At 72.5% G+C, this 11,406-nt stretch carries 9 protein-coding genes and 3 pseudogenes; 4 read left to right on the top strand and 8 right to left on the bottom strand.

Annotated features, from left to right (window positions below; genetic code table 11):
• Positions 1-315 (bottom strand): annotated as a pseudogene (locus JNW89_RS15105) (tRNA (adenosine(37)-N6)-dimethylallyltransferase MiaA); the annotation flags it as partial.
• Positions 305-481 (bottom strand): annotated as a pseudogene (locus JNW89_RS15110) (sulfurtransferase); the annotation flags it as partial. The pseudogenes JNW89_RS15110 and JNW89_RS15105, both read right to left, overlap by 11 nt.
• A gap of 124 nt (positions 482-605) precedes the next feature.
• Here JNW89_RS15110 and JNW89_RS15115 point away from each other — a divergent pair.
• A pseudogene (locus JNW89_RS15115) lies at positions 606-1,258 on the top strand (metal-dependent transcriptional regulator).
• Positions 1,259-1,341: 83 nt separating this feature from the next.
• Here JNW89_RS15115 and JNW89_RS15120 read toward each other — a convergent pair.
• The 3 genes from JNW89_RS15120 to JNW89_RS15130 form a co-directional block, all read right to left on the bottom strand.
• Complete coding sequence (locus tag JNW89_RS15120; RefSeq protein WP_238449409.1) at positions 1,342-1,890, bottom strand: hypothetical protein; 549 nt, start codon at positions 1,888-1,890, stop codon at positions 1,342-1,344.
• Between the two features lie 153 nt (positions 1,891-2,043).
• Entirely contained in the window at positions 2,044-3,312 is a 1,269-nt protein-coding gene (locus JNW89_RS15125; protein ID WP_238449410.1) for an MFS transporter, read from the bottom strand.
• A 121-nt stretch (positions 3,313-3,433) separates the two neighbouring features.
• Positions 3,434-3,676, bottom strand: coding sequence for a DUF5522 domain-containing protein (locus JNW89_RS15130; protein WP_179803716.1), 243 nt, complete (start codon positions 3,674-3,676; stop codon positions 3,434-3,436).
• 204 nt (positions 3,677-3,880) lie between these two features.
• Between JNW89_RS15130 and JNW89_RS15135 the strand changes: the two genes are divergently transcribed.
• Together JNW89_RS15135 and JNW89_RS15140 are read left to right on the top strand one after the other, a co-directional pair.
• Entirely contained in the window at positions 3,881-4,447 is a 567-nt protein-coding gene (locus JNW89_RS15135; RefSeq protein WP_238449411.1) for a dihydrofolate reductase family protein, read from the top strand.
• Positions 4,448-4,816: 369 nt separating this feature from the next.
• On the top strand, positions 4,817-5,134 hold the full coding sequence (locus JNW89_RS15140) for a TraR/DksA C4-type zinc finger protein (RefSeq protein WP_238449412.1): 318 nt from the start codon (positions 4,817-4,819) through the stop codon (positions 5,132-5,134).
• Positions 5,135-5,220: 86 nt separating this feature from the next.
• Here JNW89_RS15140 and JNW89_RS15145 read toward each other — a convergent pair whose 3' ends face one another.
• From JNW89_RS15145 to nrdR, 3 genes are all read right to left on the bottom strand, one after another.
• Positions 5,221-6,156 (bottom strand): DUF2332 domain-containing protein, encoded by a 936-nt coding sequence (locus tag JNW89_RS15145; protein WP_238449413.1) that lies wholly within the window; start codon positions 6,154-6,156, stop codon positions 5,221-5,223.
• 165 nt (positions 6,157-6,321) lie between these two features.
• Positions 6,322-9,210 (bottom strand): vitamin B12-dependent ribonucleotide reductase, encoded by a 2,889-nt coding sequence (locus JNW89_RS15150; protein WP_238449415.1) that lies wholly within the window; start codon positions 9,208-9,210, stop codon positions 6,322-6,324.
• Between the two features lie 65 nt (positions 9,211-9,275).
• Positions 9,276-9,764: a transcriptional regulator NrdR gene (gene nrdR / locus JNW89_RS15155; protein ID WP_154942834.1), complete on the bottom strand. Its 489-nt coding sequence runs from the start codon at positions 9,762-9,764 to the stop codon at positions 9,276-9,278.
• 579 nt (positions 9,765-10,343) lie between these two features.
• Here nrdR and lexA point away from each other — a divergent pair.
• Complete coding sequence (gene lexA / locus JNW89_RS15160) at positions 10,344-11,129, top strand: transcriptional repressor LexA (protein WP_238449414.1); 786 nt, start codon at positions 10,344-10,346, stop codon at positions 11,127-11,129.
• Positions 11,130-11,406: the final 277 nt, after the last annotated feature.

Below are 11,406 nucleotides of genomic sequence, written 5' to 3' on the forward strand. Positions count from 1 at the left end.
GTCGGCGACCATCCGCAGCGCAGTGTCGACAAACGCCGGCGAGGCCGAGTCGAGCCAATGGATCCGCGGGTCGCGGCGGAACCAGGAGCGCTGCCGGCGGACGAAGCGCCGGGTGGCCCGGATCGTCTCGTCGTGCGCCTCGGTCTCGGTCAGTTCCCCGGCCAGGAAGCGCAGCACCTGCTGGTAGCCGAGCGCGCGGTTGGCCGTGCGCCCCTCGGGCAGGCCGTGGCCGACCAGCTCGCGGGTCTCGGCGACCAGCCCGTCGGCCCACATCCGGTGCACCCGCAGCGCGATCCGCTCGTCAGAGCGCGGTGTCCAGGTCGACGAAGACCGCGCCGGGCAGGTGAGCAGCGGCGTAGTCCTCGCGGCCGGGTGGGCCGGTCAGCCGCCAGCGCACGTCGAGCAGGGTGGGCGGGTCGGGCTCGGCGAGCGCGGCGGCGAGCTGCTCGACCTCGATCAGCGGCTCCTGAGTTCCGGACATGGCGACCAGTCAACACCATCCGGGCAGCGACCTGGCGGTTCGGCGGCGGCCGTTGTCGGGGCTGCGGGGTAGCATCGTGCACCGGAGGGCTGACGTGAAACACGATTTGGTCGACACGACCGAGATGTACCTTCGCACCATCCTCGAGCTCGAGGAGGAGGGTGTGCCGCCGCTGCGCGCGCGGATCGCCGAGCGGCTGCGCCAGAGCGGGCCCACCGTCAGCCAGACCGTCGCCCGGATGGAGCGCGACGGGCTGCTCACCGTCGAGGGCGACCGGCACCTGACGCTGACCCCGCTGGGTCGCAACAGCGCCGTCTCCGTGATGCGCAAGCACCGCCTCGCCGAGCTGCTGCTGGTCAACGTCATCGGGATGCCCTACGAGGAGGCCCACGAGGAGGCCTGCCGGTGGGAGCACGTGATGAGTGACGCCGTCGAGAAGCGGGTCTACGACCTGCTCAACCGACCCACCCGCTCGCCGTACGGCAACCCGATCCCGGGGCTGGAGGAGCTGGGCTCGCCGGAGCCCGAGGCCGACACGGTCGAGGGTGAGCGCAACCTGGCCTTCCCCGGCCTGTCCGGGCCGGTGGTGGTCCGGCGGATCTGCGAGAGCGTGCAGACCGACGCCGACGTGCTGCGCCAGCTGCACGCCGCCGGGGTCGACCCGGGCGCCACGGTCACCGTCGCGCAGGAGCGGGACGGGGTGTTCATCGACCGCTCGGGCGAGCGGGTCCGGCTGCCCGCGAGGTCGCCTCGCGGGTCTTCGTCGCCGCCCACTGACGGCTCGGGCCGCCTGCTTCCCGGGGCCACTGCCTCGGCCCGCGCGGGCGGCCCGCTTCCCTGGCGCGCCCTGCCGGCGAGCCTCACATGGCCCGGGTGTTGATTTTCTTCGCCAGGCTGACCAGCTTGCCGGTCAGCTCCTCGGCCTCGGCCTTCGGTGCGCCCCGCTCACACGTCCAGTGCAGGGTGGCCAACCGGTCCTCGGTGGCCAGCCAGCCGACCTCGGCGACCGGACCGTGCTTCGCCGTCTTGGCGAGGGTGCGGCGGTAGGCGACCTGGCCCAGCTTCGACACCTTCGCCGCCCCGTCCGGGAGCACGTCGGCGTTGAAGGTCGGCACGTCGATCGAGGTGTCGGTGACGGTCAGCGTCAGCTCGGGCAGGGTGGCCCGCTCGGCGCGGACCACGCAGGTGTGGGTGTCGCCCTTGTCGCTGGCGGCGGCCACGTCGAACCGGACGCCGGCGTGCTCCTCGATCACCGCGAAGTCCAGCAGCCGGCACGCGCCGCCCGAGGAGGCGGCGGCCACCTCCACCGTCACCGGGTCCACCGCCGGCACGGCCACCGGTCGGGGCTGGGCGCCGCAGCCGGTGGTCAGCAGGACGGCTGAGGCGGTGAGCCAGATCCGCGCGTGCACGGGGAACCTCCGCGATCGTCGGCGGGGGCCCGCCGGATGTCCGTCGGACACCGTACGGGCAACCCGTGCCGACGCGAAAGTCCTTCGGCGCGCACCCGGGGCGGGCCCTCGTCGAGGGTCGCGGTCCGCGACCGCCGCGTCACCCCGGCCTTTTCAGACGGGCGGCAGGTCGCGCATCCGGCGCAGGGGCGAGCAGACCACGAACAGCGCCGCGCTCCACGTCCCCAACGCCGTCAGGACCAGCGCCGGCCGCAGCCCCCACTGGCTGCCCAGCGTCCCGCCGAAGAGCGCGCCGAGCGGCACCACCCCGAAGCAGATCCACAGGAACGAGGCGTTGACCCGGCCGAGCAGTTCCGGCGGGGTGATGAGCTGTCGGTAGGACAGGATGGCGACGTTGAACAGCACCGCGTTGGCGGAGAACGCGGCGAGGCCGACGGCGTAGAGGGCCAGGCCCCAGCCGGGCCGGGCCAGCGGCACCAGCAGGTAGAGCGGCCCCGGGACGGCCATCGCGACCCAGATCACCCGCGCCGAGCCGAGCCACCGGGAGAGCCGGTCGGCCAACGCGCCGCTGACCAGCCCGCCCACCGCGCCGAGGGAGAACACCACGCCGACCACCGCCGGGGAGGCGTGCAGCTCCCGCACCAGGTAGGTGACCTCCAGCGAGCTCGTCGCCATGGCGAAGAAGTTGGACGTGGTGACGCAGGCCAGGATCCGTACCAGGATCGGCTGCCGGCGGATGAACCCCAGCCCCTCGGTGAGGGCGACCCGCGCCGGGACCCGATCGCCGGTGGCGGGTCGGGCGGCGGTCGGCTGCCGGATCAGCAGCAGGGTCACCGCGCTGACCACGAAGGCCAGCGCGGTGCCGAGGAAGGTCCGCGCCGCACCGACAAGCCCGGTCAGCGCCCCGCCGACCATCGGCCCGACCAGCTGGGCCGCGTCCTGGCTGACGGCGAGCCGGGCATTGCCCTCGACGAGTTGGTCCGCCGGCACCAGCCTCGGCAGGGTGCCCTTGTACGCCACGGTGAAGAGCACCGTCAGCACGCCGGAGAGCCCGACCACGACGTACAGGAAGGGCAGGGTGAGGCGACCGACCAGGGCGACCATCGGCAGCGACAGCAGCAGCGCGGCGCGGCCGAGGTCGCAGGCGACCATCAGCCGCCGCGGGTCGACCCGGTCCGCGAGCAGGCCGGCCGGCAGCGAGAAGAGCAGGTACGGCAGCCACGCCAGGAAGGCCAGCAGGGAGACCTGGAACACGCTCGCGCGCAGGGTGTCGGCGGCGAGCAGCGGTACCGCCACCCCGGAGATCCGGGTGCCGACCTCGCTGACCGTCTGACCGCCCCAGAGCAGGACGAAGTCGCGGCTGCGCCAGAGCGGCCCGAGGCGGGGCCGCGCCGGCGCGACGGCCGCCAGGTGCCGGGTCACGGGTCACCACTTTCCAGCGGCGGGGACGGGCCGACGAGGCCCGGCACCGAACCGGCGGCTCGGCCGACCCAACCTAGGCGGCGCCACCGGTGCGGGCACCCGAATATCGCCTGGCCGGCGGTCAGTCGTCGACGTACGGGCAGTGTCGGCAGCCGCGCCCGCAGCAGGTGCCCCGGCGGGCCAGGAAACCGGCGCTGAGCACGAAGAGCCCGCTGGCCGGGTCGAGGTAGCCGGCCTCACCGGCGGCGAGCGCGGCGGCGTGGGCCGCGAGGATCCGCTCCCGGTCGGGGTGCTCCGGCGGCAGCCGGGACGGGTGCGGCTCGGTCAACGGTCGGTCCGCCAACGGTCGCCGCTCTGCACCCACCGGCGCAGTCTACGAACCCGTCCGCCCCCTCCCCGCAACCGCTCGGGGGTCACCGGTCGCCCCGTCGCGGGAACCCACCGCGCACGTGCGACGCCCGCGCCCGGACGGGGTGGACCCGGGACATACCCGCCGGCCTGACCGATCGTGTCGTAGGGCTGCGGAATGCTGGACGCCGACGGGGGTTCGACTGTGGAAGGACGGCAGATGAGGAAGATCGTCGTACACCTGAGCGTGTCGCTCGACGGGTTCTTCGAGGGCCCGGACGGCGACCTCGGGTGGCATCTGGTCGACGACGAGCTGCACCGGCACTTCAACGCCGAGCTGCGCACCATGGGCGGTTTCCTCAACGGGCGCCGCTCCTACCAGCTGATGGCCGAATTCTGGCCGACCGCCGACCAGGACCCGGCCAGCACCGCCCCGATGGTGGAGTTCGCCGGCATCTGGCGGGACATGCCGAAGATCGTCTACTCCCGGACGCTGGACGCGGTCGACTGGAACGCCACCCTGGTCCGGGAGGTCGTACCCGACGAGGTGCGGCGGCTCAAGGCCGAGCCGGGCGGCGACCTGGCCCTCGGCGGGGCGGACCTGCTCAGCACCTTCCTGCGGCACGACCTGGTCGACGAGTACCGCCTCTACGTCCACCCGGTCGTGCTCGGCGGCGGCCGCCAACTCTTCCCCGCGTCGGGCGACCGGCAGCCGCTGCGCCTGGCCGGGACCCGCACCTTCGGCAACGGCGTCGTCCTGCTGCGGCACGAGCGCGCCCGGGACTGACCCCGACCGGCGCGCCGGCGGCACCGGCTGGACCTACCGCCCGTCGGCAGGAAACGGCCCGGATAAGGGCGTTGGCTTTCCCGTCGGCCCGGCCTATGGTTGCCGGATGCGTCTGTCCGGGCAGCAGGAGAGGACCACCGTCAGCACGACGGCGGCGCCCGCTGCTGTCCGCCGGCCCGTGCTTCGGGTCACCGTGGCGACCCGCGTCGTGCGAGTCGCGGTCGCGCCGTCGCGCGCCGGCTCGGTCGCCCCCGGCCTGCCGAGCCCCGCCGGACGTAGCCCTCCTGGACCGGTGCACATCCCGTGAACGGCCACCAGGGCGAAGCTTCCACAGCTTCGGCCCTTTTTCTTTTTCCGAGGAGCTACGCCATGACCACGCACACCCAGCCGGGCCAGCAGCACTGGATCGACGAGCTGCGGTCGACCCTGACGTCCGACTTCGAAATGCACACCGCCCGGCTGACCGAACTCACCGCCGACACCGGTGATCCGGCCGAGGCGCACACCCGGGATGCGCTGCTCGCCGCGACCCGGCAGAGCCTGGAGCAGATCACCGGGGCGCTGCGGCGCATCGCCGAGGGCCGGTACGGGATCTGCGAGCGGTGCGCCGGGCCGATCCCCCAGGAACGCCTGGAGGTGCTTCCGCACGCCCGGTTCTGCGTGCCCTGCCAGCAGAAGCAGCGCTGACGTACGGGGCGGGGGCTGCCGCACCGACGCGGCAGCCCTCGCTCGTACGGCTTCGGCCGACCGCTGCGGCGCCCGGAGAGCCCGGGTCAGCCGAACCAGGTCATCGCCTGCCCGTGCGAGCGGGTCCAGGCGAGCGGCCGTCCGTCGAGCGCCAGCACGTTGAACAGCGCCTCGCCCGGCGGCTCCGGCAGCCCGTCGTGGGCCAGCGCCTCCGGGGCCTCGTTCGAGATCCAGTGGCCGGGCAGCCCGCGTACCTGCTCGGCGAACGCCTGCCGCCGTGGGGCCGGCACCTGGTAGAGCACGGAGGTGTGGAACACCACCAGCGTCGCCCCGGCCGGCGCCCGCGCGGCCAGTGCCGGCAGGTCGTCCACCAGGTCGCCGCGGACCAGCAGCGGCGGCTCGGCCGCGGCGACGGCCGCCGCCGCCCGGAGGCGGGCCCGGCGGTGCTCGTGCTCCGGCCAGATGAGGGCGTCGAGCCAGTCGACGTCGGCGGGATCGGTCACGTCGAGCGGATTCAGGTCCAGGCCGGCCCGCCACACCACCTCGGGTAGGCGGTTCGGCGGCGCCATTCCGGTGACCGCGCACTCGCAGACCGGTTCCCCCGCGCCGAGGACGTGCTCGCCGTAGCGGTAGGCGTACCGGTCGGGGTAGAGACAGAGCCCGGCGGACGCGCCGACCTCCAGCAACGCGAGCGGCTGCGGCAACGCGGCGAGCACCGGCAGCAGGACGGCACACCGCCCCGGCTCGTTGGTCTGGGTGGCCCGGGTGTGCAGCTCCGCCTCGACCGCCGGCCAGTTCGCTGCCGTGAACTCGTGGAACGCGGCCGGGTCGTCGACCGGCCCGCCGAGCAGCCGGACGACGCCGAACAGCAGGTTCGGCTGCCGCTTGTCCGGCGGCAGCGTGCCGAGCAGGGCGAGCAGTTCCTCGTCGCGCGAGACGGCGAGGGACAGGCGCTCGTACCCGGGCGACACCCCGTGCGCCTCGCGCGCGGCGAACTCGGCGTAGCTCGCGGCGATGGTCATGTTCCGATCATCGCAGTGAGCCCCGGACGCGTGGCGCAGTGCCGCCGGTGGGCTGCCGACCGGCCCCGCAGATGCGGAATGTCCCCCGCACCGTGACGGTGCGGGGGACATTCCGATGGTCGGGCCGGCGGCAGGTCGACCGACCCTGCCGCCCACCGGGTCAGGTCAGCTGCAGCCGCTGGTGGAGCCGCAGCCCTCGCAGACGTAGCAGCTACCGGCCGGGCGCATCTTGGTGCCGCAGGTGAAGCAGAGCGGCGCGTCGGCCGCCTTGCCGATCACGGCCTCCAGCAGCTCGGTGGAGGAGCCCACCGCCGGCGCCGGCTTGGCGGCGGCGACGTCGGCGACCTCCTGGGCCGGCTGGGCGACCGGACCGGTCTTCGTCTCCGGCGACTCCACCGGCGCGGAGGACGCCATGGCGGTCAGGTCGGTGCCGGCGCTCTCCGCCTCGGCCTCGGCCCGCAGCTGGGCGGCCCGCTCCTGGGCGGTGAAGATGCCCAGCTCCGCGCGGCGCTCGTACGGCAGGAAGTCCAGAGCCAGGCGACGGAAGATGTAGTCCATCACCGAGGCGGCCATCCGCACGTCCGGGTCGTCGGTCATGCCGGCCGGCTCGAAGCGCATGTTGGTGAACTTGCTGACGAACGTCTCCAGCGGCACGCCGTACTGCAGGCCGATCGAGATGGCCACCGAGAAGGCGTCCATCACACCGGCCAGGGTCGAGCCCTGCTTGGACATCTTGAGGAAGACCTCGCCGAGGCCGTCGTCCGGGTAGGACGACGCGGTGAGGTAGCCCTCGGCACCGCCGACCGAGAAGCTGACCGTCTCCGACGGGCGCTTCTTCGGCAGCCGCTTGCGCACCGGCCGGTACTCGACGACCTTCTCGACCACCGGGGCGGCGGTCTCGACGGCGGCCGGGGCCGACTCGACGGCCTTGTTCGGCTTGGCCACCGACAGCGGCTGGCCGACCTTGCAGTTGTCCCGGTAGATCGCCAGGGCCTTGAGGCCGAGCTTCCAGCCCTCGAAGTAGATCTTCTCGACGTCCTCGACGGTGGCCTGCTCCGGCATGTTGACCGTCTTGGAGATGGCGCCGGAGATGAACGGCTGGACCGCCGCCATCATCCGCACGTGCCCCATCGGGGCGATGGAGCGCTCGCCCATCGCGCAGTCGAAGACCGGGTAGTGCTCCGGCTTGAGGCCGGGGGCGTCCACCACGTGGCCGTGGTCGGCGATGTGCTCGACGATCGCCTCGACCTGCTCCTCGGGGTACCCGAGGCTGCGCAGGGCGCGCGGCACGGTCTGGTTGACGATCTGCATGGAGCCGCCGCCGACCAGCTTCTTGAACTTGACCAGTGCCAGGTCCGGCTCGACGCCGGTGGTGTCGCAGTCCATCATCAGGCCGATGGTGCCGGTGGGGGCGAGCACGCTGGCCTGCGAGTTGCGCCAGCCGAACTTGTCACCGAACTTGTTGCCCTCGGTCCACTGCTTGGTGGCCTCCCGCTGGATCGCGGTGGCGACCGTGCCGGCCGGCTTGATCGCGTCGTTGGCGGCGGCGTGCTTGCGCATGACCCGCTTGTGCGGCTCGGCGTTGCGGGCGTAGCCCTCGTACGGGCCGACGATGCCGGCCAGCTCGGCCGAGCGGCGGTACGCGGTGCCGGTCATCAGCGAGGTGATCGCCGCGGCGACCGAGCGGCCCTGCTCCGAGTCGTACGGCAGGCCCGACGCCATCAGCAGCGCGCCCAGGTTGGCGTACCCGATGCCGAGCTGCCGGTAGGCGCGGGTGGTCTCGCCGATCTTCTCGGTCGGGAAGTCGGCGAAGCAGATCGAGATGTCCATCGCAGTGATGACGAACTCGACCGAGCGGACGAACTTCTCCACCTCGAAGCCGCCGTCGGCCTTGAGGAACTTCATCAGGTTGAGCGAGGCCAGGTTGCACGAGGAGTTGTCCAGGTGCAGGTACTCCGAGCACGGGTTCGACGCGGTGATCCGCCCGGTCTCCGGGCAGGTGTGCCAGTCGTTGATGGTGTCGTCGTACTGCAGGCCGGGGTCGGCGCACTCCCAGGCGGCCTGGGAGATGGTGCGGAACAGCTTCTTGGCGTCGATCGTCTCGATGGTCTGCCCGTCGAGCCGGCCGCGCAGGTCGAACCCGCCGCCGTTCTCCACCGCCGTCATGAACTCGTCGGAGACCCGGACCGAGTTGTTGGCGTTCTGGTACTGCACGCTGACGATGTCGGCGCCGCCCAGGTCCATGTCGAAGCCGGCGTCCCGCAGCGCGCGGATCTTGTCCTCCTCGCGCGCCTTGGTGACCACGAACTCCTCGATGTCCGGGTGGTCCACGTCGAGGATGACCATCTTGGCCGCGCGCCGGGTGGCGCCACCGGACTTTATGGTCCCGGCGGAGGCGTCGGCGCCGCGCATGAAGCTGACCGGGCCGGAGGCGGTGCCGCCGGAGGAGAGCAGCTCACGGGAGGAACGGATCCGGGACAGGTTGACGCCGGAGCCGGAGCCGCCCTTGAAGATCAGCCCCTCCTCCTTGTACCAGTCCAGGATGGAGTCCATCGAGTCGTCGACCGCGAGGATGAAGCAGGCGCTGACCTGCTGCGGCGACGGGGTGCCGACGTTGAACCAGACCGGCGAGTTGAAGCTGAACACCTGGTGCAGCAGCATCCAGGTCAGCTCGTGCGCGAAGACCTCGGCGTCCGCCGCGCTGGTGAAGTAGCCGTGCTCCTCACCGGCCTTGCGGTACGTGGTGACCACCCGGTCGATCAGCTGCTTGAGCGACCACTCGCGCTCCGGGGTCCCCACCGCGCCCCGGAAGTACTTGGTGGTCACGATGTTGGCCGCGTTGACGCTCCAGGACTCGGGGAACTCCACCCCGCGCTGCTCGAAGTTGATCGAGCCGTCCCGCCAGTTCGTCATCACGACGTCGCGACGCTCCCACGTCACCTCGTCGTAGGGGTGCACGCCCTCGGTGGTCCAGACCCGCTGCACCTTGAGCCCCGTCACCGCGCCGTTCTTCGCTGCCCGCGACCGGCTGGTTGTCACGCCGTCCCCCGCCATCTCATCCGCCCCCTCGTCTGCGCGGTCACCCACCGCGCGTCGTTCATCTGTCAGAAACTCGAAAATCAACTGGTCCGGCCGGCGGCCTCGACCGCGTCGGCGCGGGCGCGCGCGGCGGCCCGCAGCGTCTCGATCTCGCGCTCGAAGTCGGCGAGCGAGTCGAAGGACCGGTAGACGCTGGCGAAGCGGAGGTAGGCCACCTCGTCCAGGTCCCGCAGCGGGCCCAGGATCGCCAACCCCACCTCGTGGCTCGGGATCTCGGCGGCCCCCTTCGCCCGCACGGTCTCCTCGACCTTCTGCGCCAGCAGCGCGATCGAGTCCTCGTCGACCGGGCGGCCCTGGCACGCCTTGCGCACCCCGCCGATGATCTTCGTCCGGCTGAACGGCTCGGTCACCCCGCTGCGCTTGACCACCGCGAGCACGGCCTCCTCGACCGTGGTGAACCGCTTGCCGCACTCCGGGCAGGAACGGCGACGACGGATCAGCTGCCCGTCGTCGGCCTCCCGCGAGTCGACCACCCGGGAGTCGGCGTGTCGGCAGTACGGACACCGCATAGCCTGACCTCCTTGATCGACCGTGGTCGCCCGCCGACCGTCTCCGGGCACGCGTCGGCCCGGCGGAGCCACCATCGGTGGCCGTCGCCGTCGTCGACGGTACGGGAGTGCGGTCGGTAGTCGAACCCAACCTGTAGGCAACTTACGCCCGTGTGACTACTACATCTAGGGGTCGACGGTATGCCGCCGACGGGGTGTGGTCAAGTTGGCGGCGTGTCCGGCGCGTCACCTGGAAAACCGCCCGCGCGCCGCCCGCCGACATCCCCAACGGCACGGCACGCGGGAGGTTACCGCCCGTCCGGGCGGGACGCGGGAAACGGACGGCCATCGCGAAAGCACCTGGCGAGTCGAACAGGAGTTCGACGACGACGTACCATTTATCAGAACACGCGTTCGACTTTCCAGGATTGCCGCGTCGACACGCCGACGGCAGGTCGTACAGATGTTTGAAAATGACCGATCCCACCTATACGGTCATGAACAACCGGGCGCGTCGCACGATGTCGGGCCGGGCCCCGCAACACCCCCGCACGCACCACGAGCCGCCAAGGCACCCAGCGCCGACCAGGGAGGACGGACGTGACCGAGGACCGGGCCAGCCGGCCGAAGAACCCGCAGCAGATCGCCGAGGCGGGTCCGCCGGCCACTCGGCGCCCCCGCCCCGCCCGCAGTCGGACGGGGCAGCCGGCCGTGCGCGCGGTCACCCCGGTGGTCAGCAGCTTCCCCGACCCGGCCACGGTCGACCTCACCGCCCGGCAGCGCCGGATCCTGGAGTTCATCCGCAGCTGGGTCGAGCGGCAGGGCTACCCGCCGAGCGTGCGCGAGATCGGCGAGGCGGTCGGCCTGGTCTCCCCGTCGAGCGTCGCCTACCAGCTCAAGGAGCTGGAGAAGAAGGGCTTCCTGCGCCGCGACCCCAACCGGCCGCGCGCGGTGGACGTCCGGGCCCCCAGCGACGTCGTCGACGACGAGCTGAGCCGCTCCCAACGGCCCACCCCGGCGTACGTGCCGATGCTGGGCCGGATCGCCGCCGGTGGGCCGATCCTGGCCGAGCAGGCGGTGGAGGACATCTTCCCCCTCCCCCGCGAGCTGGTCGGCGAGGGCGAGGTCTTCATGCTCCAGGTCAAGGGCGACTCGATGCTCGACGCGGCGATCTGCGACGGCGACTGGGTGGTGGTCCGGCAGCAGCCGACCGCCGACTCCGGTGAGATCGTGGCCGCCATGCTCGACGGCGAGGCGACCGTCAAGACCTACCGGCGGCGCGACGGGCACGTCTGGCTGATGCCGCAGAACCCGGCCTTCGACCCGATCCCCGGTGACGACGCCACCATCATGGGCCGGGTCGTCGCGGTGCTGCGCCGGATCTGACCCCACCCGCACCCGACGGGTGGCCGGCCCCCCAGGGGCTGCCACCCGTCGTCGCGTCCGGGCACCTGCCAGCGTGGCCGGCCGGTCACGTCAGCGCGGTGCTGCTCGTCTCAGTAGCGTTCGCCCCGACCGGGCGGCTGTCCGTACCCGTACTGGCCGCCCCGCCGGTCGTCGTACCCGTCGTCGTGGCGCGGGCCGGAGCGCGGGTCCCGGGGGTGGCGACGCGGGGGTTCCGCGCGTCCGCCACCGCCGTAGACGCCGCCACCTCGTGGGTCAC

This window comes from Micromonospora sp. 4G55, from assembly GCF_016803375.1.

What these genes read in the sequence shown, in the direction of transcription:
- JNW89_RS15135 (WP_238449411.1), top strand. Translation starts at nt 3,881, where the DNA reads ATGAGGAAGATCGTCGTACACCTGAGCGTGTCGCTCGACGGGTTCTTC.
- JNW89_RS15140 (WP_238449412.1), top strand. Translation starts at nt 4,817, where the DNA reads ATGACCACGCACACCCAGCCGGGCCAGCAGCACTGGATCGACGAGCTG.
- JNW89_RS15145 (WP_238449413.1), bottom strand. Translation starts at nt 6,156, where the DNA reads ATGACCATCGCCGCGAGCTACGCCGAGTTCGCCGCGCGCGAGGCGCAC.
- JNW89_RS15150 (WP_238449415.1), bottom strand. Translation starts at nt 9,210, where the DNA reads ATGGCGGGGGACGGCGTGACAACCAGCCGGTCGCGGGCAGCGAAGAAC.
- nrdR (WP_154942834.1), bottom strand. Translation starts at nt 9,764, where the DNA reads ATGCGGTGTCCGTACTGCCGACACGCCGACTCCCGGGTGGTCGACTCG.